The sequence below is a fragment of the Pseudomonas sp. IPO3778 genome (assembly GCF_013386825.1).
Classification (GTDB): domain Bacteria; phylum Pseudomonadota; class Gammaproteobacteria; order Pseudomonadales; family Pseudomonadaceae; genus Aquipseudomonas.
Genome location: NZ_JACARC010000034.1, coordinates 336,527 through 357,921, shown reverse-complemented (window position 1 = coordinate 357,921; position 21,395 = coordinate 336,527). Strand labels below are relative to the sequence as shown.

Sequence of the window (21,395 nt, the reverse complement as noted above, 5' to 3'; positions counted from 1 at the left end):
AAAGTGGCGAAGGCGCGGTCTTACTCTTCGTAGCCGAGGCTGAATTGCAGCTGGTTGACCTTTTTCTGCAAGGCTTTCAACTGCTCCTGCTTGGCTGCCAGTTGCGCCGGTGTGGCTGAGCCCGCGGGGGCCTGGGCTTGATTGGCCTTGAGTTGCTGCTCAAGGCTGGCGACCTGCTGCTGCACGGCGCCCTGGTTGGCGCGGCGCTTTTTCAGGGTGGCCAGCAATTGCCCCAGTGACTGGTTCAACTGCGCCTGGGCTTGTTGCTGGGTGGCCAGGTCGCGGCGGGTGTTGGCCTGCTGTGCGGCGATGTTTTCGTAGACCTGATGGAACATCGCATTCTCTTCGCGGGAGGCGGTCAGCGCGGCTTCTTTCTGCTTGATCTGATCGCTGTAGCCGCCGGAGTAATCGCAATTCATCTTGGTCAGCATGCTGCTGTCACGATTGCCCGCGTCGCAGCTGCCGGGAGGCGTTGCACACCCGGCGAGGGCCAGAATGGCCGTCAACCCGAGCCAGTGTTTAACAGTGCTCATGGTTGGTTTCTCAGCCCAGGGTGATTGCGGAGCGTTGGGTGTAAAGGCCGTCGACTTCTTTTTGCAGTGCGGCCACTTTCTCGTTCATTTTCGCAATGCTGGCGTCGACTTGCTTGATCTCCGGGCCGGCACCGTCCTGGCGTTCCTGCTGGGCCACTTTGGCGTATTCGCTGGCCTTGTTGCGCATGTTGGCCAGGTCTTTGCGCATGATCGCGATGTTGTTGTCGATCTCGGCAATGTCGGTCTGGGCCTTGGCTTTGTTGATTTTGCCGCTGGCCATGGCCTGCTTGATCTGGGCGATGCGCGTCTGGTCGTCGTTGATCACTTGCTGGGCGGTGGCGGTGCGGGCGATGACGTTCTGGGTATCTTGTTGCACGTCATTGTTCATCTTGGTCAGGCGCTGGCCGGTGTTGGAGTATTCGCTGCGACGCTGGTCCAGGTAGTAGTTGGCGCCCATCGCCACGCCACACGCGGTGATACCGGCCGCCACGGCGCACACGGCCTTGTTGCTGCTGTTGGACAGCGCGCAGCTGAGGATGCCGATACCGGCACCCACGGCGCAGGCCTGGTAACCGGATTTGCTGAAGAACTGCGCGTCACTGCCTTGGGTCAGGCGTGGGTCGGTCTTGTTGGTCTCGACCATCGAACTGCCGGTGCTTGCGCAACCGCCCAGCAACAGGCTACCGGTGAGGATGACGGCGATCTGTAGCTTGAAACGAGTCCAGAGGCTGCGTGGCATGGTGTTGCTCCTGATAGCGGTGTTGAAGGTTTTTATTGAGTGACGGACTTGCAGCTTTTCAGCCAGGCGTCTGTGTCGATCTTCTGCTTTTGCAGGAAGGTCTTCTGGTTGGCCCAGTGGGTGCGCAGGTACGGTTTAAGGTCTTGCAGCTGTTTGTTGCGCGAGATGATCTCTTCCATCACCGGCACTTGCGCTTCGAGCAGTGGCTGGCCGTACAAAGTGCCCGACTCCACTAGGCTGCTGGCGTAGTAACGGCTGAGTTTGTGCAGGCGGTCTTTCTGTTCGTCGAGCTTGCCTTTGCGCATGTCGCAGCTCGGGTCTTTCTCGGCGGCTTCGCAATTGAGCGCGTAGTTCTTTTGCAGGAAGTCCACGTACTGGCCGTCATCGAGCATCTTGGTGCACAGGAAGGCGCCGAGGTTGAGGCTGGCGCGGATCGCCTGGTCGCGGGTTTCTTCCTGCTGCTGGTTGCTGGCGCGCAGTTGGGTTTCCAGGGCCTGGAGTTTTTCCTTGAGGGCTTTGTCTTCGACGCCCGAGGCCAGGGAACTCAGGGCTTGCGCAGTGCCTGGGGCGGCCGTTGCGTTGGCGCCGGTACCGAGTTTCTTCCAACTGCTTTCGATGCTGGCGACTCGCTCGCGTGAGGTCAGGGTCGGCGACACCAGCGCCAGGCGTAGCCCGGTGGTTTTGTTTTTCACCTGGCCATCGGCGTTGTAATACGATTCTTCCTTGCGCTGGGCAGTGCGCAGGTCGGCCTGGGCGGTCAGGTAGTTGCCGCCGCGTACGACGTAGCCGCCGGCCTGGCCGTGCTGGCGGTCGAGTTTGTTCAGGCGAAACGGCTCGAACATCATCTCGTCGGCGTTGCCGAGCATGTCGTGCAGGCCCAGCGGGTTGGGCTTTTGCAGACCGGTCAGTTGCAGCTTGCCGTTGGACGACTGCGATCCGGCAAACCACTCGTAGGCATTCAGGCCGTCCGGCATCGGGTAGCGTGTATCGCGGAATTCGGCGGCGCTGACGGCCAGCCCGCCGCGGGCGGCAAACTCCCATTCGGTCTCCGTGGGCAGGCGCAGGAAACCCAGCGCGCCGTCTTCCTTGGGCAACGTGTCGGCGGCATTTTTGCGCAGCCACAGGTTGTATTTGTCGGCGGCGTCGACCGCCTGCACCCAACTGATCGAGACCTGCGGCAGGCGCATTTTGGTCGACGCGGTGGGGCAGGTCGTCTCGGTGAGGGCGGCGTATTGCAGCTCGCTCATTTCGTACTTGGCCAGCAGGTAGTAACGCGACTTGTCACCCTTGGCGGCGGTGAAGCTGCCGGCAATGAACGTCGGGCGAGTCTGCTCCACGTAGCCGTATTCCGCGCCGTCCTGGCCGATGCTGATCGGGTAGTCGTCGAGCGGCCCGGTGACGGGAATGAACACCTTGCGGAACACCATCGAGCCATCGCAGGGCATCGGCAATACCACGTCATTTTCCGCAGGCATCGGGTTGTAGTATTTCTCGTCCCAGCCTGCAGCCGAGGCGTCAAGCGTGTAGCCCAGGCCGAGGCTCAGGGGCAATAGCCAGGCAAAACGTTTATAGCTCACGCAGACTCTCCGCAGGTTCAATGCTGATCGCGCGCACGGCGCCGATGACGGCCACCAGGCCCGCGACCAAAAAGGTCAGCAGCAGAGCCGCAAGGCCGTGCCCGACAGTGATGTGGCACACGAAGGTGCCGGTGGCCTGGCTGCTGCCCAGCAAATGGTCGAACAGCTGACTGCCAACGAAATAAAACAGCAGCCCGCCGAGGTAACCGGCCAGGCTCAACAGCAAGGCTTGCAGCACCACGAAACCGGCCACGGCCGGGCGGTTGAACCCCAGCAGGCGCAGCACCGCAAGGCTTTTACGTTTGCGATCGATGTTCGCCAGGAACGCGCCGACCATCGACGCCACGCAGCCGATCAGCGCCGCCAGGGCGATGACGCTGAAGATCAGCCCGAGCACGTGGTTGATGGCTTTCACATTATCGATATCAGCCAGGCGACTGGAGGTTTCAATCCGTTGCGCGTTCAGCCAGCGCTCCAGCGGGGCGACCTGGTCGATGTCGCGGGCATATACCCTGGCGCGGGCGTACAGCGGTTGCAGGTCAGCCAGGGATTTGCCGGTGTCGACGCCGAAAGCGGTGACCTGATATCCGTCGCGAAAGTGTTCCAGGCTCAGCAGCAGCGGCGGTGCGACGAACCCGGCGGCCCGCCCGAAGCGCGCGCTGTCGAGAACGGCCAGCACGCTGAGGTTCAGCTCGCCGCGCTCGTTGCGCCCCTCCAGCCGGCGCTCGGCCCGCAGGCGCACGCTGTCGCCGGCCTTGACCTGCAGGCGCTGCGCGGCCCGCTCGCTGAGGATCACCTGGTTGCCGGTGGGCGTCAGTGCTCCCGCGCCCAGCTGCGGGTCACCGGTCTCGGTCGGGATGATCTCGGCGCCCTCGACAAACCGTTGCATCCCCACAAACAGGTCGGCCTGGGTGTTCAGCGTACGGGTCTGGCCAATGGCAAAACCGGTTTCGGGACGCTGGCGCAGCGCGTCGACCCAGGCGTTGTCGTAGTTGCCGCTGCTGAGCATTTTGATTTCGAGGTTGCGCGGGTCCCGCAACAACTCCTCCTGCAACTGGCTGACCACGCCATGCTTGAGGCCGAACAGCAGCAGCAACGGCGCGATCACCGCTACCAGCGAGGCGGCGATGCACAGGGACACTTTGCGGTCGTGCCAGAGGTCTTCCAGGGCGAGCTTGCCAAGCAGGTGCAGGCGGTCAATCCATCGGTTCAAACCGTGTTTCTCCCTGACGGCTGACCGCACCCAGGCGCGGCAAGCCAAAATCCTTCAGCAGTGCCCAGTCATGGGACACCACCAGCGCGCTCAAACCCAGGTTGGCCACCAGGCTCAGCAGCAATTCAAACAAGCGCCGCGCGCTGTGTGGGTCGAGTGCTGCGGTGGGTTCGTCGGCCAATAACAGCGGCGGCTCATGGGCGATGGCACGTACGCAGGCGACCCGTTGCCGCTCACCGATGGACAATGCCTGTGGGCGTTTTTCGAGCAGCCCGCCCAGGCGCAATACGTCGACTGCGTGGTCGATGTGCGCGCTGTGCAGCGGCATGCCAAGCAGCCGGCGCGGCAGGCAGATGTTGTCGCGCACACTGAGAAACGGCAGCAAGCCGCCGCTCTGCAAAATGAACCCCAGGTGCCGCGAACGCACGGCGGCCAGCGCCGGTTGATCGTTGTTGCCAAGTAACCGGGCGATATCCAGCGGCTGTGCGCCTGCCGCACTCGGGCAGAGCTGAAAACGCCCGAGCTCCACCGGTGCCAGCAGCAGGCCGAGGGCTTCGAGCAAGGTGCTCTTGCCGCAGCCGCTCTCGCCGGTGATCGCGAGGATTTCCCCGGCGCCCACCTGCAAGCGTGGCAGGCGCACCTGATGCGCTTGCGCACCGTCGCCACGGCGCACCAGCAGGTTGTCGATATCAAGAATCGGCATGGGCTTACGGCATCATTTCCAGGGGCACCGGGTACACGTTGTCCCGGGCGTCGCTGTTTTTGGCGAGGGCGACCCAGCGGTCGACATCGGCGTTGTAGCGCTGGTAATGGCGCAGCTTGGTGTTCAGCGTGCGGATGAATTTTTCCTGAGCCAGGCCATCCCAGCTCTTCCAGGTTTCTTCATCCAGGTTCAGCACTTCACTCTGGTACGGCAGGCCCTCAAGGTATTCACCCAGCACGCCCATGTCCGCCAGCTTGGCGTTGCTGTTCTGCTTGAGCTGATTGGGGTCGGCGCCCATGGTCGCCGCCACCGAGCGCAGGCGGTCAAACATTTCGGTTGGCGAAATCAGGCCTTCGTTGGCCGCGTCGAGAATCTGCTTCATCACCGCGCTCAAGTCGCTGAGCTGGGATTTGGTCAGCAACACCCGAACATCGGTGGTCGGGATGTTTTGCTTGATCAGGTCGCGGTCGGTGATCCAGGCCTTGAAGACGGGGGGCGCCTTGCTGTTGGTCTTCTCGCCGAGGTAGGCCAGCTGCATCGCGTGGCCGATCAGTGCGGCGTCTTCGAGCATCTTCTTGTCGCCCGGCTCGGCCTTGGCGTTCAGCGCGCTGCCGATGGCGTCTTCGCCCAGATAGGCGGCCTTCACCTGGGAGGTGATGGCGGCGGCCAGGGAGTCAACCTTTCGCCCGAACTCTTGTAAGTCACCGGCGTTTACCGGGTAGTACAGCGAGGTGTTGGTGCCGGGGTAGGTCGAGAGGTTCTGGTACTGCGCCTCGGCCTTGGCGTGGTCCTTGATGCCCGCCGGTGTTTTCAGGTGCAGGGTGTAGATCGCCACGCCCGGGTTGGCCGCTTCGAGGCGAACCTGTGAAGCGCTGAGGCCGGTTTGCGAAAGCTTGTTGTCGCCCTCGATGGCACCGGCGTCGGTGATCAGCACCACGTAGCGCGCGCCGAATTGGGTCCAGTCGACCTTGTCGATGCTGTGCATCACGCCGGCGAACGCATCTTCATCGAAGCTGCTGCTGGAGACCTTGGCCTGCTTGAGGTCGGCGACCTTGGCGAGGAAGTCGGCACTGTCCTTGACCTGATTCGGGTCGGCGTACATTTTGCTGACGTAGTCCAGGCCCGGCACTGCCTTGGTGCTGGAGCGGAAGGCGACCAGGCCGAATTTCACCTGCTTGCCGAGGTTCTGCGCTTCGATCTGTTGGTAGACCTTGCGGATCGCCTCGCGGGTGCGGTCGATATACGGGTCCATGGAGATGGTCGAGTCGATGACAAACACCACTGCCGCACTGAACTCCTTCAACTGGCTGGTGGCGTTGGCGGCGGCCGGGTCGGCGTTGCCGGTGCCGGCCGTGTTCTGGCTGCCGGCATCATCGGCCTTGCTGACCGAGGCAACGTTCAGCAGGCGCGTGCGAAAGCCGCCTTCGGTCATCACTTCTTCGCCACTGAGTACCGGCAGCAAATAGAACTGCTTCTGCAGGTCGACAAAGTAGGCCGGCTCTTCAGCCAGTACGCCGGGCGCCGGCTTGCCTTGTTTGAGGGCGGCGCGTAACGGTGCGACTTTGCTCACCGGGTCTGGCGCATCCAGGATGCCTTCGACGGTGGCGCGTTCTTTGAAAAACAGCAGACGGTCACGGTTGGCCGGGTTGGTGAAGGCCAGGGTCAGTTGCATCTTCCAGTCGGTGGTACAGGCGGCCGGCAACCAGCCAATGGTTTTGCCATAGCTGTCGGGGCCGACTTTCAGCCATTCGGCGTTCGCCGCTTGCGCACGTTCATACACGTAGAAGCGGCTGAAGGTCGGTTGCGTCGCGCCGGGTGCACCGCCTGCTGCCGGGCTGAGTTTGCAGCCGGGGGTGGTCAACACGCGCTGGAACAGGGTTTTCTTGCCTTCCTGGATCAGCGGCTTGTCGTCGGCGCAGGCCAGCGAGCTGATGCTCAGGGCCAGCAGGGCGGCGGCGCCCAGCGCCCAGCGGTTCAGGGACGTAGGCGTGCTCACTTTTGCAACTCCTCGAAACGCTGCTTGGCTTCGGCGTTATCCGGCTCATGGCCAAGAATGGTTTCGTACCAGTACGCGGCGGTGGCGTTGTCCGGTTTCTGGAAGCACTCGCTGGCTTTGAGGTACTTGGGATCGTATTCGCGGGCGTAGGCGTTGGCGATCAACATGTCACCGCCTTGGGCGCGGTTGGCGTACAGGCGCTGGGCGACGCCACAGTGCTTGTTGGCCTTGGCGGCTTCGATGATTTCCAGCAGTTGCGCGCTGGCCGGGGCCGCCTTGATGCAGCCCTGGACGAAGGTCAGTTCCGGCTGGCTGTTCATGTTGGCCACATCGCAGGGTTGGGCTTCGGCGACCGGTGCAGCCACGACGGGTGCCGGTGCTGGTGCAGGCGCTGAGTTGCGCAGCCACACCCAGGCCGCCACGGCCGCCAGCAGTGCGATGACGACGGCAATGATCGCGCCGATCAGGACGGCGTTGCTGCGCTTTGGCGGCGCGACATACACAGGTTCAGGTTCCCGCGTCGCCACCATGGGTTCGGGTTCGGGCTCGGGCTCCGCCGGCGGCAGATCCAGCACCATTTCCGGCAGTTCGGGGATTTCCGGCTCGGCCTCGGGTACTTGCAGGGTGGTCGCATCGTAAGTGGAGCGAGTCTGCCCGCCGGCCGTCGAGGGCAGCAGGCCCAGGCCCGGGCGCACCACACCACGGTCGCTGTGGTCCAGGCCCTGTTCGCGCAGTTCGATCTGGAAATTGGAATTGCCGCTGCCTTCCAGCAGCGGGTTCAGCACATCCGGGCCCACCGGGGTTTCCAGTGCTTCGTCGACGGCACTGAAGCGGGTGACCTTGAACCAGAACGGGCTGTTGCTCCACTGCTGACGGTCCTGGAGGTAAAAGTGGTCCTGGTTGCGCTGGATGGAAAACTCCAACTGCTCCTGGGCCCCGGTCCATTTTTTCACCACCAGCCGCGCCTGACCCGGCACATTGGGTTCTAACGCAAGCAGATCTACACGAATGGGCATTACTTATCTCGCTGTGAAGGCGTGGAGCACATCGCCCAGCCGTTCATTCTGTTCAAGGGTGATTTCACGTCCGGCGCCATGGCCGGCGTTTTCCACGGTGATATAGGCCAGGCCCGAGAGCCAGTCACCGAGGAACCGTTGCGCCTGGTTCGCCGGTTGCGGCGGCAGCTGCGGCAGTTGGCCGGGGGCGACATCGGCGTAAAACGAAAACAGCGGCGCCTTGGCCCCGGCGCGGCTGTTCGGCCGTTGGCTGACGGGCTTCTGGATGTAGCCGAACCACGCCACGAAGTCGCGCAGCACCAGTTGCACTTCCAGCACCTGACGCTCCACCAACTGGTCGCGGCGCGCGCCACTCTGGGCCCGCTTGAGCACCGCGCGGCTGAGTTGGCCCGGCAGGTCATGGCGATAACCGGCGGTGATCAACTCGTCCACCACCGCCTCGATCAGCGACCGCTCCAGGCCCAGCAGGCTCAGCAGGTTCTGGCGGGTCGTCAGCTCGCGCAGGTGCGCGATCCAGGCTTTGAACGCGGCTTTGGCGAAGCGATGCTCATTGCTTTGCAGCTCCGGTACCGGTTTGTCGACCGGGGCGCCGGACGCGGAGTGGGGGGCGGGTGCGTCTTCAGCGAAGCTATCGCCGAAGTCGAAATCAAACCCGGCGCTGTCGCCATACAGGCTGGTGCTGGCGGTGGCTGTGGCCGGCTGCTCGGCGTGTGGCGGGGTGGCCTCGGCATCCTCGTAGACGCCACTCAGGTACAGGTTGCGAATGTGTTCGCCGGGCACGTCGAGCTGGTGGATAAACTCGCCGAGCACTTTGGCACGGGGGTGCAGGCCGGTGAGGATTTTCTGGGCCTGGATTTTTTTGGCCGCCGCGGCGCCGTCGCCGTCGGCGTGGTACCACATGCTCAGACCGTGGTCCGTCAGGCTTTCGATGCATTCATCCAGCTGTTCACGAATGCGCTGCAGCTTGAACTCGATGTTGGCCACATCCTGGAAACTGCTGCTGAAATAGCGGATGCCGCCATCGTCCAACTTGAGCATTTCAGCCCAGGCTTGGCTCGGGTTTTTAATGTGCCGACCCACCAGCGCGTTACTCGCGAAGCTGTCGCCGAGGGCGTTGATACGTGCCTGGTTGTCCGGGTTGATTCCGGTTTCCGGGCCGCTTTGATCTTGCTGGATGAACCCGGTGTTCAAGCGCGGCTTGCGCACCAGGTAAGTGTTCTGAAACGGTGCGCCCGCCCAGTCGTTCATCCATGGCAGGCTGCCGAAACGCTCGAGCATGGTCAGCTTGACCATGCCGCTCCAGCCTTCGTCGTCCTGGTCGCGCTCCTGGTTGAGGCCGCTGGAGACGCGGTAGTCGAGCATGGTCACGGCCCAGATCAACCCGGGTTCGCGCTTGCTGCGCGAGGCCGGTGTCGAGCCTTGGGTCTTGTCGATCCAGCGGGTGAGCACCGGCCCGACGTCGTTGACGTCGCTTTGTTTATGGGAGGCGGTGCAGACCACCAGCGCATTCATTTCCTGAAGGTCGGTGTAGCGTTCGAACAGGTAGGCGACTTTGCCGCGCAAGATCAGTTGCGAGACCGAGTTGTCTTTACCGCTGGACTCGGGGCTGGACGAGTCGGCGATCTGCATCAGGCTCTTGCGGCCCCGGTAGCCGGGGAAGTCCAACAGGTCGACCTGGTTGACGATGCCGTCCGCTGGCGCTTCGATTAACCGGAAGGTCATCTCCACCGTCAGGGCCGCGAGTTGCGAGACCGGGATGCCCAGGCTGTTTTGCAGGCGCTCGTCGATCAGTGGCCGTACAGTGATCGGCAGGTCCTGCGAGGTGCCGAAGCGCTCGAGGATGTCGACGTTCATGATGTTGTCGCTTTGGCTGTAGCGATCGCCGTCGAAGCTGACCAGCGCGTGCAATGGCGCAAACACGGTCTCGGGCAAGCCGAGCTTGTGCAGGGCCCCCGCCAGTTGCTGGTAGACGCGGGTCAGCTCGCTTTGTTCGCCCCAGAGAATCGCGAACAGCTCGGCGCGTTCCTGGAAGTTCAGGCGCGGCGCCAGTTGCAGCACTTTCGGCCAGTAAGCGTGTTCGAGTTTTTTTACCGAGTTGGGGGCGGTCTCGCGCATGTAATCCCAGAGCGAAACGATGTCGTCGGCATTGACCCCTTTTTGCAGCGCTGCGTTTTCCCGCCCTTCGAACGGCGCAAGCACGCGTTGAATGCGTTCTTCGTCGATCTGGTAATTGATGCGCTCAAGGTCGAAGTCCTTGAACCAGGAGTTGGCCAGAATCTTCGCCAGCTCGATTTCCCGGAACAGCTTCAGCTCGACCGGGAACTGGTCGTCTTCGCTGCGCGTGGCCCGGCGGCTGAAGCGTGTTACCAGCCCGGTGGCCTCCTTGCCATTGCCGACCGGGTTGATGTGCTTGATGAAGTCCACCTCACGGCCGCCGAATTCGGTTTCCAGCTTGCCGTTTTTCCCGGCGGCGAGCGCCGAAATCAAGTAGGACTTGCCGGCCTGGGACAGCCCGAAAAACCCGACGGTCATCGGCGTTGTCGCCACGCGCCCCAGGCTCTGGGCCAGGTTGCGCGCGCGGTGCAGGCGCACGTTGAGGTTATCCGCCTCGCTGTCCAGGCGCGGAGCGTTGCCGCGGGTCTGGCTGATCCATTCCAGCGCCTGGCCGGCACCGTCATGAACAGCGGCCCAGCGGGCGGAAAGCTGAATTTGCTCGGGGGTCAGGTCATTCATTTGCGTTTCACACTTCCGCTGTCGAGCCAATATTTGGTCTCGCGCAGGCCGGCGTCGAGCATGGTGTTGAGTTCCAGTGCGAGGTCGCTGCGCGGGTTGAAGCTGACATTGCTGCTATTGGATTCGATGCCTTGCACCACCAGCCGGTCGCTGACCAGGCCTTGCTTGCGGGTGTGCTTGTCGCCGGCCTTGACCTCAAACCGCACCTTGAGCAGGGGTGCCGCGCCGTCTTCACCTACCGCGCGGGAAAACTTGTCGCGACCCGCCTTGGTGAAGCACAAGGTGTAGAGCGGCGAGGCGGCCCAGCGGTCCGCCGCCAATTGACGAAAGCCCAGGCGCAGGTCGCCGCGCATTTCCAGTTGCGGGGTATCGGCTTCGTCACCGGTACCGATCAGCGGCAACTTGATCTTGTAGCTATCGGGTTCGGTTTCGATGTCGCGGTAGAGCACGTCGGCATCCTTGATCACGTTGTTCTGATCGATGATCCCGATGTGTTTGACGGTGGAGTACGGCTTGAGCGCCGAGGCGCGGAAATAGAAGTTCGGCACGCTGTGGTTGGCGCACAGCAGGCAGAGCATGGCCCCCACCGATGCCGTACTTTTCGGATCGTCGATACGGCCGTTCTTGTGGAACGGGTACCAGCCGCCGGTGCGGTAATTCTGCAGGGCCAGGATGCGTCCCGGGGGCAGCGGCAAGACCTTGCGAATGAACGCCTGGATGCCCGGCAGGCGCGATGGACGGCCGGTCAGCAGCAACACGTCGCAGGGGTAATGGGCGACCACTTCACACAGCGCCCCGAGGATCTTGGTGATGTTGATCTGATCGTTGAGGAACGCGGCGTGGAGCTGCTGCAGATCGAAGCTGATGGGCGTGGCGTACAGGTCAAACCCGTTCTGCGCCCCGACGTCCCGGCGCACGGCGCTGTGCACGTATTCCAGCACGGACGGGCTGATGGCGGTGTCGCCCAGCAGTTCGCGGTAGGTGCGGGTATTGAGCTCGACCTGGGTCTGGGGGTCGTAGTGTTCGTATTCCTTGAGCAGCGCGAGGGCCAGCGGAGTGAAGACCTGCAGGTTGAGCTGCTGGCGCAGGATCACGTCCTTGGCGTCGACGTTTTCGGCGCCGCACAGCCGCGACATCAGCGAGTCGGCGGATTTGACCCCGGCCGCCTGCAAGGCTTTTTCGAAGCTGGGCAGGATGAAGTCCTGGATCACGTCGAGCACGATGTCATCACCGGCCACCTTGAAACCGTCACGAAAGCGTTGCTCCGGCACGATGTGCACGTTGCTGCCGGTGCTGGTGTTGCCGGCGCGGTCGAGGCGGTAATCGGTGATCACCAGGTCGGTGGTGCCGCCGCCGATGTCGATCGTCGCGAGGGTAACCCGCTCACGGTCTTCCTTGTCCGGACGGGCGAGGGTGGCGAAGAATTCTTCCGGGTGGCCGGCAAAGTTTTCGTTGACCTCGGTGTACAGGTACACCAACTGTCCGCAGGACGCCTCGTCCCATTCCACGCGAATACTTGGAATCGGTGTGGTGGGCGCAGTGCTGCCATCTTCGTGGGGGCTGTCTTCGCTGTCATGCCAGCCAAGGCTTTTCCACACCAGGCCGATGGCTTGCAACAGGCGTTCATTGAGAATGCTGCGCTCGGCCTGGGGCATGCCCGGTGGCACGGTCAGGGTAATGCTGTTGAGCTGGCGCGGTTTGCGCGTGTGGCCCTGGCGTGAGCGCTGGGCCGGGCTGTTGATTTGCGAAAGGGCCTGGGCCACGACTTCGGCGAGCATGAACGTCATCAGCGAGCTGCGCGAGTATCGCGGCATGAACACCGGCAACCGATCGTCTTCGTCGAGGCTGTACAGTGCTTCGCCGGTTTCGTTGATCAGATGTGAGAACGGTGCCGCGGTGGCGTAGGGCTCGTTGTCGGTCTTGACGTAGGCTGCGTTGAAACGCCAGCCATGGCTGTAGGGGTTTTCATCCCACAGGTAGCGTTTGGGGCTCGACAGGCCGGTGGAACCTTCGGTGCCCCGGCGCCGGCTGGCCAGGCGCCCGGCCTCACTGCCGACCCGGGCGATGGTCGCCCATTGGAACGCATCGTGCCGGCCGCTTTTGACCGAGCAGTGGTCTTTGCCGAAATAGGCCTGGGCAAATTCGACACGGCTTTCAAAGGGCTCGTTGTAGGTGTGTTCCGGGGTAATCAAGTCGCGCAATTCGAGCACGTAGTTTTGCTTGAGCCCGGAGCCGGCCTGGCCGTGGTTCTCGATCAGGATGCCGCAGGTGCGCGAGTTGCCAACGTCCAGCACCAGGTCGACGAGGATTTTCTCGTCCAGGGCCTTGCTGCCATTGGTCACCACTTTGATTTCGGGAATCTCGACCTTGGCCCTCAGCTGGCTTTGCTGAGACGGCGAAGGTTTGGCCAGCAGGCTCAATACGTTGAGGTAGTGCGCCAGGTGATGGTGGGCGCGCACGTCGGCGTCCAACTCATCACGGGTGCGTTGCGCGTTGCCTTCGCTGAACAACTCTTGCAGCCATTCATTGACCCACGGCAGGGCGAGGAACTCCTGCAGCTCGGCGGGGTTGGTTGCCAGCTTGAAGGCCACGCCGGCGCTGACGTCTTCTTCGTTCGGCGCCAGGTAGGCGGTGCCGTTGCGCTTTTGCATGATGCGGCTGTCGAACGCCAGCGTCAGCCGGTGGGTGTTGCCGTCGATGTCCGGGGTGGGCAACTTGACCAGGCGCATGCGTGACCAGTTGACCGGGCCGTTGTCGAAACGGTAGGGCGGCATGAACCGGAAGAACGGAATCGGCAGCCAGATGCCGTCCAGCAGCTCCAGGCTGCTTCGCATGTCGAGGCTGAACACCGGCTTGGCTTTTTCGATCTTCCCGGGCTCAGGCTCGTAGAAGTAGAAGTCTTTCTCTTCGTTGTAGAGCAGGCGGCAGATGCCCAGGTTAATGGGGGCGAACTCGCCGGCCGGTTCCTTGCGGGGGTCCAGGCGCAGGGCAAAATCCATGAACTGGATGCCGGTGTCACTGACGAGGGTGACCGTATCTTCGAATTGGGTGACTTCAGGCAGCATTGTCAGGGTCTTCCAGTCTTATTCGCCCGTTTGCCGCATGGACATGGGGAATTTGTCATTTCCATAACCGCCGGTGCAGTCCGCGATACGGGTCGCGCCCTGCCGACAATCGACCTTTGGCATGTCGTAGGTGCTGCCGTCGCCGCACACGGCCTGGCCCTGGCTGTCGATCGACAGGCTGCCGCCTTTCATCGCCGCCGAGACCGGGCCGGTGCAGTTCACGCCATTGGCGCGGTGCACGGTGACTTCGCCCTTGCCGTCCTTGAATTGATATTCGAGGCGCAGTGGCTTGCCGGTCTTGCGGTCCTGGATACCGGCACCGGCGCGGTACTGGCCATTGAGGAAGTCGGCGGCGCCATCGGCTGCGGTCGGCGGAATACTCAGCGCAGCGCCGGGGGGTTGGGGCGTGGCCGGGGAGTCGGGCGTTGCGGGCTGCTCGGTGGCCGGTGTTTTTGGCGCTTCGGCGGGAGGTGTCGGGGCTTCGGTTTCGGTTGCCTTGGCGACGGGTTCTGCCGCGTTTGCGGCGTCCGCGTTACCGGCTGCGGGCACCTCTACAGCGCCGTTGACGGGCACGCCGCCGTCGGCGATGGCCGTACCGTTCACGCCCGCGACAACGGCTACCGGGGCTTCGGCATCCGGTGTTTGATGCTCAGTCGAGGTGATGCCCGGGACGGTCAGCACCACGCCGGGAATGCACCCGCGCAGGCTGAGCAGCAGCAACAGAAGCAGCAGCAACAATGGCAGCAGCAGCCACCACCACCAGCGGCGCCACCAGGGACGCGCGATAACCGGGGCCAATGGTGTGAAGGCAGGCGCGACAGGCTCGGCCGGCGGCAGTTGGAAGTCCAGCGGTGCGCCGGGTTGGGGGTAAAGGCACATCAGCGGGTCACGATTGGCGTCGGCATTCGCATGCTCGAAACCCCAAAAGGTCAGCACGGGTTTGCCTTGCACCAGGTACACGAAGTTTTCGTCGGGGAAATGGATAACGCGCTTGAGCAACTTGCCGAACACGGCTTTATCGCCGGTCTGGGCATCGCCTTCAGGGCCGATAAAGCGTTGGCTGAGTTCCTTCAGGGAGGTTTTCAGGGCCTCGAGCTGTTCCCGTGCGGGCGCACGTTCTTCTTCGGTGGCGCTGCTCCAGGGAATCACGTCGCCTTGGATGTCGCTGTACCAGTCGATCTGGTTGCCGAGTTCGTCGCTCTGGGGAACGGCCAGGTGCTTGACCAGTTCCGGGTCTTTGCGGCGAATCGCTTCGCGCAACTGCAACGCTGCGCGATACACCGGTTGACCGGTTTCGCCCAGGGCTGTGAAAGATCCGCTTTTACCGCTGCGTAACAGTGCCCCGCGCATCCAGACTCCATATGCTCATTCGCGCAAAATGACAGGCGTGATGCCTGTAACCGCTCCCTGATTTAGATGGCGACCTTAATGTCAATTTGATGTCGCCGTCAATCTGACATTGGTCTGGGGCGGTTCCTGGTTTTGCGCGAAGCCGTATGGGCTTATACGGACGGGCTTGTCGGGCGGTATTGCAGGGCCTCGGCCAGGTGCTCGCGGCGGATCGCGTCGGCCTGTTCCAGGTCTGCCAGGGTGCGGGCGACTTTCAGCAGACGATGGGCCGCCCGCAGCGACAGCGTCAGCCGCTCGCACGCGCGCTCCAGCCAGCCTTCATCGGCTTTGGTCAGCGAGCAGTGCTGGCGCAGCCCAGGCAGGTCGAGAAAGGCGTTGGCGCAGCCCTGGCGCCGTTGTTGGCGCTCCCTGGCGTCGGCGACGAGCAGGGAGGCGCTGGCGGTGTCATCCCCGGACCGTTCGCCCGGGTTGAGCGCGGTGCTTTCCCGGGCGACGGTCACGTGCAGGTCAATCCGGTCCAGCAGCGGCCCCGAGAGTTTGTTGCGGTAGCGCTGGATCTGCTCCGGCGTGCAGCGACAGCGTCCGCTCGGCTCGCCCACGTAGCCGCAAGGGCAGGGGTTCATCGCCGCCACCAGCTGAAAGCGCGCCGGGAAACTCACCCGGTCGCGGGCGCGGGCAATCACGATATGCCCGGATTCCAGTGGTTCACGCAGCACCTCCAAAACCTTGCGATCAAACTCCGGCAACTCATCAAGAAACAACACACCGTGATGGGCCAGGGTGATTTCCCCCGGCTGCGGTTTCGAGCCGCCGCCCACCAGCGCCGGGCCGGATGCCGAATGGTGCGGCTGTCGAAACGGCCGGTGCGGCCAATGGCTCAGTGGCGCCAGGCTGACCACCGACTGAATCGCCGCCACCTCCAGTGCTTCGTGTTCACTCAAGGGGGGTAACAATCCCGGTAGACGGCTGGCGAGCAAGGTCTTGCCCGTGCCCGGCGGCCCGCTGAGCAACAGGTTGTGGGCGCCCGCCGCAGCAATCAACAGCGCACGCTTGGCCGCCAGTTGGCCCTGCACTTCACTCAGGTCGGGGTAGGGTTTGTTCAAATACATCAGGCCACTGGAAACGAAAGGCTCGATCGGCACATGACCATTCAGGTGCGCCACCACTTGCAGCAGGTGATCCACCGCAATCACCTTCAACCCCGAGGCAAGGCACGCCTCTTCCGCATTGGCCCGAGGCACGATCAAGGTGCGCCCGGCCTTGCGCGCTGCCAGGGCGGCCGGCAATACCCCTTTCACCGCACGCACGTCGCCGGACAACGCCAATTCGCCCAGGCATTCCACGTTATCGAGGGTCAGCGTCGGCACCTGCACGCTGGCGGCGAGAATCCCCAGGGCAATCGCCAAATCAAAACGCCCGCCGTCCTTGGGCAGGTCGGCGGGCGCTAGGTTGAGGGTGATGCGGCGGGACGGGTATTGCAGCGCGGAATTGAGAATGGCGCTGCGCACGCGGTCTTTGCTTTCCTTGACCGCCGTTTCCGGCAAGCCCACCAGCGTCAGCGATGGCAAGCCATTGGCCATGTGCACCTCGACGGTGACGGCGGGGGCTTCAACGCCAATCTGAGCGCGGCTGTGGACGATGGCGAGGGACATGCTCGATCCTTGAAATGAGTGGCCGCTTCCTGCGGTTTTTCAAGGGTAGTTCAGTGCTGGTGAAGCGCGGCGGCGAGGTTTTACAGAACGTATCGTGCTAGTGGTCGGACGGCGGCACGCACAGAAACTCCTTCGCCAACGTCAACCACGCCTGCGCCGCAAACGACAGCTTGCACTGCCGACGCCACGCCAGCATCAGCCTCCAGTTAAGCGCGGGCGACTGGATTTCCGCGATGCTGAACTGGCTCGCATCGAGGGTTTCGCAGAACGCCCGGGGCAGCAGGGTGATGCCCACCCCCAGCCGCACCAGGGAGGCGATAAAGTCCCATTGGCTGCTGCGGCCGCTGATGCGCGGCTCAAAACCGGCCTGGGCACAGGCATCGAGTACAAATTGGTTAAGGGTGAAGGTGTCATCGTAAAAGATGAATTCGCTGGCGTGCAGCTCGCTCAGCTCCACCGAGCTGCGGCCTTGCCAGGGCGAGTCATGGGGCGCGAGCAAACACAGTGGCGATTCAAACAGGGGCATTGATTCAAATTCGGACCAGATGTCTGCCACGCGCGGGGAGTCCAAAATGGTGCCGAACTCCAGGGTGCCTTGGCGCAGGTCCTGAATGGTGGTGTTGCCGCCGATTTCGAACAGTTTCAGTTCGATCTTCGGGTAGCGGGCGTGGTACTCCGCAAAGATCGGTGCCAGGGCGAGGTGGGTGGAGGGCGAAAGCCCCATGCGCAGGGCGCCGCGTCCGACCTGCTGCAGGTCTTGCAGCTCCACGGTCATCTCATCGTGCAGGGCGATCATTTCCTTGGCGCGCTTGCGCACAATCTCTCCGGCGTCCGTCAGGGTGAAGCGTTTTCCCATGCGGTCCAGCAACTTCAGGCCAAGGCTCGACTCCAGTTGCTGCACCATTTTGCTGACCGTTGGCTGGGTCAGGTGCAGCTTTACCGCCGCTTTGGTGAAGCTCTGCTGGTCCACGACTTCTACGAAATAACGGAGTGCCCGGATGTCCATCTTGCATTCCAATTTTGCATGGTTTTCATAATATTAATTCATTATATCTTTAAAAATTGGCTGGATAAGATTTGTTACATCTGTTCCACGCCTGCGCTCCCAGTGACGCCCAAAGGGCCTTGCCAGACGCTTCCATGGCCAGATTTCTCGCAGTGTATGAATCAAAGGCAACGCTATTTCTGGAGAGCAATTGTGCTTAACAAAACGCGTCATTCTTTTTCCGGTTCTGATGAGATGTCTCAGGGGGCGCGCTTCGTAAGGGAGCTGCTGGCGCAGGCGCAGATCGAGGTCAACGGCCCGTCGGCTGCGGATATGCGACTGCATCACGGTGGCACGCTCGACCTGGCCCTGGCCAAGGGCAACCTTGGTCTTGGCGAAGATTACATGGACGGCGGCTGGGACGCCGAGGCGCTGGATGAGTTTTTCTACCGGCTCATGCGTTCCCGGGTGATCGACCAGGCCAACCCGGCCACCTTGTTGTTTCATGCGTTCAGCTCCCGATGGCTGAACCTGCAAAACAAGAAGCGCGCCTGGAAAGTCGGCGAAGCCCACTACGACTTGGGCAACGATTTCTACGCGCGCATGCTCGACTCGCGCATGACGTACACCTGCGGTTACTGGAAAGACGCCACCACCCTGGAGCAGGCGCAGTTCGCCAAGCTGGACCTCATCTGTAAAAAACTCGGCCTGAAACCGGGCATGCGCGTGCTGGATATCGGCTGTGGCTGGGGCAGTTTCATGAGCCATGCCGCCGAGCACTACGGTGTGGAGTGTGTTGGCGTGACCATATCCAAAGAGCAGGCAGAGTGGGGGCGCGCCAAGTATTCACACCTTCCGATCGAGTTTCGTCTGCAGGACTACCGGGACGTCGACGAGCAATTCGACCATATCGCCAGCGTCGGCATGTTTGAGCATGTGGGCCGCAAGAACCATCGGGCGTATATGGAGGTGGCCAACCGCTGCCTTAAAGACGACGGGCTGTTCCTGTTGCACACCATCGGCAAAAACCAGCGCAACAGCACGCCGGACCCGTGGATCGACAAATACATCTTTCCGAATGGTGATTTGCCCTCGATCGGGCAGATTGGTGATGCCATGGACGGGTTATTTGTGGCCGAGGACCTGCACAACTTTGGCGCCGACTACGACAAGACACTGATGGCCTGGTGCGAAAACTTCGAACAGGCGTGGCCGGAGTTCGCCGAGACATTTGGCCCGCGCTTTTACCGGATGTGGCGCTATTACCTGCTGTCATGTGCAGGGGCGTTTCGCGCGCGGGATATCCAGCTGTGGCAGTGGGTATTGTCGAAGAAGGGCGTTGTCGGCGGTTATCAGCGGGTGAGCTGACGGTGGCAACGGCTTAACGGGGCCAGGCGAAACCTGCCCCGTCCGGGCCGGTTTATTCGGCGGCCGGCGTCAAGCGTGCTTCCAGCTCCGCCACCTTGGCCTCAAGGCTTTCCAACCGCGCCCGAGTGCGCGCCAACACCACCATCTGGCTGTCAAATTCTTCCCGGCTTACCAGGTCCAACTTGCTGAAACCGCTCTGCAGCAGTGCCTTGAACTGGCTTTCAATTTCATTGCGCGGCAGCGGTGTATCGCTGCTGAACAGGCGGGAGGCGTGGCCGCTCAGGGCGTCGAGGAGGTCTTTGGGCGCGAGCATGGTGAATAGTCCGGAAAATCTGTTGGCCGGCAGTGTATCACGCAGCGTCTATAGTCTTTTTCACCGCCGCCCACGCACGCTTTTCGCGCATGGGGCCGGGCGGTCGCGCACTGTTTTCGTGCGTATCTTCGTGGCAACGGCGCCCGGTAGGCGGGCACAAGCGAACAAAGGACTGATTTCAGTGATTTTTACGGAGCTGGCAAGCTTTCTGCTTAGACGATCATGACCCATGCACTGATGCAGTCGCTGTGACGATGCAGTGCGCCGACGGAGCGGGGTAGGTGTTTCGTCACCAGTGGTTAGCGAGCGTTGCAATGGCAAATGCCAAGGCGACGAAGCGTTACAAAGCCAGGCACTGCGCTTAGACTTGAGACGGGTTTGTTTTCCTGGGGCAAGTCCACCAATTCGGGAGAGAGTTTTCATGAAGCTAGTCACTGCCATCATCAAGCCGTTCAAGTTGGACGATGTACGCGAGTCACTGTCCGAGATCGGCGTGCAGGGCATTACCGTTACTGAGGTCAAAGGCTTCGGTCGGCAGAAGGGTCACACCGAGCTGTATCGCGGCGCGGAATACGTGGTCGATTTTCTGCCAAAGGTGAAGATTGATGTCGCCATTGACGACAAGGATCTTGACCGGGTTATCGAGGCGATAACCAAGGCCGCCAACACCGGCAAAATCGGTGACGGCAAGATCTTCGTGGTCAATCTGGAACAGGCTATTCGCATCCGTACCGGCGAAACCGATACCGACGCAATCTAAGCCGCCAAACCCCAACGCCCCAGGAGAAAACAATATGACTCTGCGTAAATTCGCAGGGCTAGGAGCCCTGTTGTCCCTCGTAATGCCGGCCCTGGCCATGGCGGCGGACCCAGTACCTGCCCCAGTCCTCAATTCCGGCGACACCGCGTGGATGCTCACGTCCACCGCGCTTGTACTGTTCATGACCATTCCAGGCCTCGCGCTGTTCTACGGCGGCATGGTTCGCTCCAAAAACATTCTTTCCGTGATGATGCAGTGCTTTGCCATCACCGGCCTGATCTCCATCCTGTGGTTCGTCTACGGCTATAGCCTGGCGTTCGACACGACCGGTATGGAAGCAGGCGTCGTCAACCTCAACTCGTTTGTAGGTGGCTTGTCCAAACTGTTCCTCTCGGGTGTGACCCCGGCCAGCATCACCGGCCCGGCGGCGTTGTTCCCTGAGTCGGTGTTCATTACCTTCCAGATGACCTTCGCGATCATCACCCCGGCGCTGATCGTCGGTGCCTTCGCCGAGCGGATGAAGTTCTCCGCGATGCTGATCTTCATGGGCATCTGGTTCACCCTGGTCTACGCACCGATTGCCCACATGGTGTGGGGCGGTCCGGGTTCGTTGCTGGGCGACTGGGGCGTGCTGGACTTCGCAGGCGGCACCGTGGTGCACATCAACGCCGGTGTGGCCGGCCTGGTAGCGTGCCTGGTACTCGGCAAGCGTAAAGGCTTCCCGACCACGCCAATGGCACCCCACAACCTGGGTTACACCCTGGTGGGCGCGGCCATGCTGTGGGTCGGCTGGTTCGGCTTCAACGCCGGTTCCGCTGCTGCGGCCAACGGCACTGCCGGTATGGCGATGCTGGTGACCCAGATCGCTACCGCTGCTGCAGCGCTGGGCTGGATGTTCGCCGAGTGGGTCACCCACGGTAAGCCAAGCGCCCTGGGCATCGCCTCGGGTGTGGTTGCTGGCCTGGTGGCAATCACCCCAGCTGCTGGCACCGTGGGCCCGATGGGCGCCCTGGTGATCGGTCTGGCGGCCGGTGTGGTGTGCTTCTTCTGCGCCACTACCCTGAAACGCAAACTGGGCTACGACGACTCCCTGGACGCCTTCGGCGTACACGGTATCGGCGGTATCCTCGGCGCGATCCTGACCGGCGTGTTCGCGGCACCGGCGATGGGCGGCTTCAACGCCACCACCACCGACATCGCGGCACAAGTCTGGATCCAGTGCAAAGGCGTCGGCTTCACCGTCATCTACACGGCGATCGTGACCTTTATCATCCTCAAGGTGCTGGACGCTGTGATGGGCCTGCGGGTGACTGATGAGGAAGAGGCTGTGGGCCTCGACCTGGCGCAACACAACGAACGCGGCTACAACTTGTAAGTACGCGAAAAAAAGAT

Annotated in this window: 16 protein-coding genes; 3 read left to right on the top strand and 13 right to left on the bottom strand. The window is 62.4% G+C overall.

All coding sequences use genetic code 11. The features are described from left to right. Positions 1-20: 20 nt before the first annotated feature. The 12 genes from HX855_RS17870 to HX855_RS17815 all read right to left on the bottom strand — a co-directional run bounded on the left by HX855_RS17870 (position 21) and on the right by HX855_RS17815 (position 17,583). Entirely contained in the window at positions 21-533 is a 513-nt protein-coding gene (locus tag HX855_RS17870; RefSeq protein ID WP_177086575.1) for a hypothetical protein, read from the bottom strand. Between the two features lie 10 nt (positions 534-543). Then, a complete protein-coding gene (locus tag HX855_RS17865) occupies positions 544-1,272 on the bottom strand; it encodes a hypothetical protein (protein WP_177086577.1) in 729 nt (242 codons plus the stop codon). A gap of 32 nt (positions 1,273-1,304) precedes the next feature. Continuing rightward, positions 1,305-2,849, bottom strand: coding sequence for an SUMF1/EgtB/PvdO family nonheme iron enzyme (locus HX855_RS17860; protein ID WP_177086587.1), 1,545 nt, complete (start codon positions 2,847-2,849; stop codon positions 1,305-1,307). Further along, entirely contained in the window at positions 2,839-4,062 is a 1,224-nt protein-coding gene (locus tag HX855_RS17855; RefSeq protein ID WP_177086589.1) for an ABC transporter permease, read from the bottom strand. The genes HX855_RS17860 and HX855_RS17855 overlap by 11 nt, the downstream gene beginning before the upstream one ends. Beyond that, positions 4,046-4,759, bottom strand: coding sequence for an ABC transporter ATP-binding protein (locus tag HX855_RS17850; protein ID WP_177087106.1), 714 nt, complete (start codon positions 4,757-4,759; stop codon positions 4,046-4,048). Before HX855_RS17850 ends, HX855_RS17855 begins: the two co-directional genes overlap by 17 nt. Before the next feature lie 10 nt (positions 4,760-4,769). Further along, positions 4,770-6,743 carry a vWA domain-containing protein gene (locus HX855_RS17845; RefSeq protein ID WP_177087108.1) on the bottom strand — a complete coding sequence of 658 codons (1,974 nt, stop codon included), beginning with the start codon at positions 6,741-6,743 and terminating at the stop codon, positions 4,770-4,772. A 14-nt stretch (positions 6,744-6,757) separates the two neighbouring features. Further along, a complete protein-coding gene (locus HX855_RS17840) occupies positions 6,758-7,777 on the bottom strand; it encodes a hypothetical protein (RefSeq protein ID WP_177086591.1) in 1,020 nt (339 codons plus the stop codon). A 3-nt stretch (positions 7,778-7,780) separates the two neighbouring features. After that, on the bottom strand, positions 7,781-10,510 hold the full coding sequence (locus HX855_RS17835; RefSeq protein WP_177086594.1) for a putative virulence factor: 2,730 nt from the start codon (positions 10,508-10,510) through the stop codon (positions 7,781-7,783). After that, positions 10,507-13,575, bottom strand: coding sequence for a virulence factor SrfB (locus HX855_RS17830; RefSeq protein ID WP_177086595.1), 3,069 nt, complete (start codon positions 13,573-13,575; stop codon positions 10,507-10,509). Before HX855_RS17830 ends, HX855_RS17835 begins: the two co-directional genes overlap by 4 nt. A gap of 18 nt (positions 13,576-13,593) precedes the next feature. Next, positions 13,594-14,925: an SrfA family protein gene (locus HX855_RS17825; RefSeq protein ID WP_177086597.1), complete on the bottom strand. Its 1,332-nt coding sequence runs from the start codon at positions 14,923-14,925 to the stop codon at positions 13,594-13,596. A 152-nt stretch (positions 14,926-15,077) separates the two neighbouring features. Continuing rightward, entirely contained in the window at positions 15,078-16,577 is a 1,500-nt protein-coding gene (locus HX855_RS17820) for a YifB family Mg chelatase-like AAA ATPase (protein WP_177086599.1), read from the bottom strand. Between the two features lie 97 nt (positions 16,578-16,674). Continuing rightward, positions 16,675-17,583 carry a LysR family transcriptional regulator gene (locus tag HX855_RS17815; protein ID WP_177086601.1) on the bottom strand — a complete coding sequence of 303 codons (909 nt, stop codon included), beginning with the start codon at positions 17,581-17,583 and terminating at the stop codon, positions 16,675-16,677. A gap of 234 nt (positions 17,584-17,817) precedes the next feature. Between HX855_RS17815 and cfa the strand changes: the two genes are divergently transcribed. Continuing rightward, positions 17,818-18,930 carry a cyclopropane fatty acyl phospholipid synthase gene (cfa, locus tag HX855_RS17810; RefSeq protein WP_177086604.1) on the top strand — a complete coding sequence of 371 codons (1,113 nt, stop codon included), beginning with the start codon at positions 17,818-17,820 and terminating at the stop codon, positions 18,928-18,930. 52 nt (positions 18,931-18,982) lie between these two features. Here cfa and HX855_RS17805 read toward each other — a convergent pair whose 3' ends face one another. Further along, a complete protein-coding gene (locus tag HX855_RS17805) occupies positions 18,983-19,243 on the bottom strand; it encodes an accessory factor UbiK family protein (protein WP_003208783.1) in 261 nt (86 codons plus the stop codon). A 421-nt stretch (positions 19,244-19,664) separates the two neighbouring features. Here HX855_RS17805 and glnK point away from each other — a divergent pair, with 421 nt between their 5' ends. Both glnK and HX855_RS17795 read left to right on the top strand, forming a co-directional pair. Then, on the top strand, positions 19,665-20,003 hold the full coding sequence (gene glnK / locus HX855_RS17800; protein ID WP_002555808.1) for a P-II family nitrogen regulator: 339 nt from the start codon (positions 19,665-19,667) through the stop codon (positions 20,001-20,003). 34 nt (positions 20,004-20,037) lie between these two features. Next, positions 20,038-21,378, top strand: a complete 1,341-nt coding sequence (locus HX855_RS17795) for an ammonium transporter (RefSeq protein WP_177086606.1) — start codon at positions 20,038-20,040, stop codon at positions 21,376-21,378. The last annotated feature ends 17 nt before the right edge of the window (positions 21,379-21,395 follow it).

Excerpts from the sequence above, each read along its gene's own strand:
- cfa (WP_177086604.1), top strand. The coding sequence starts at position 17,818 with ATGTCTCAGGGGGCGCGCTTCGTAAGGGAGCTGCTGGCGCAGGCGCAG.
- HX855_RS17795 (WP_177086606.1), top strand. The coding sequence starts at position 20,038 with ATGACTCTGCGTAAATTCGCAGGGCTAGGAGCCCTGTTGTCCCTCGTA.
- HX855_RS17840 (WP_177086591.1), bottom strand. The coding sequence starts at position 7,777 with ATGCCCATTCGTGTAGATCTGCTTGCGTTAGAACCCAATGTGCCGGGT.
- HX855_RS17865 (WP_177086577.1), bottom strand. The coding sequence starts at position 1,272 with ATGCCACGCAGCCTCTGGACTCGTTTCAAGCTACAGATCGCCGTCATC.
- glnK (WP_002555808.1), top strand. The coding sequence starts at position 19,665 with ATGAAGCTAGTCACTGCCATCATCAAGCCGTTCAAGTTGGACGATGTA.
- HX855_RS17825 (WP_177086597.1), bottom strand. The coding sequence starts at position 14,925 with ATGCGCGGGGCACTGTTACGCAGCGGTAAAAGCGGATCTTTCACAGCC.
- HX855_RS17805 (WP_003208783.1), bottom strand. The coding sequence starts at position 19,243 with ATGCTCGCGCCCAAAGACCTCCTCGACGCCCTGAGCGGCCACGCCTCC.
- HX855_RS17815 (WP_177086601.1), bottom strand. The coding sequence starts at position 17,583 with ATGGACATCCGGGCACTCCGTTATTTCGTAGAAGTCGTGGACCAGCAG.
- HX855_RS17870 (WP_177086575.1), bottom strand. The coding sequence starts at position 533 with ATGAGCACTGTTAAACACTGGCTCGGGTTGACGGCCATTCTGGCCCTC.
- HX855_RS17830 (WP_177086595.1), bottom strand. The coding sequence starts at position 13,575 with ATGCTGCCTGAAGTCACCCAATTCGAAGATACGGTCACCCTCGTCAGT.
- HX855_RS17820 (WP_177086599.1), bottom strand. The coding sequence starts at position 16,577 with ATGTCCCTCGCCATCGTCCACAGCCGCGCTCAGATTGGCGTTGAAGCC.
- HX855_RS17835 (WP_177086594.1), bottom strand. The coding sequence starts at position 10,510 with ATGAATGACCTGACCCCCGAGCAAATTCAGCTTTCCGCCCGCTGGGCC.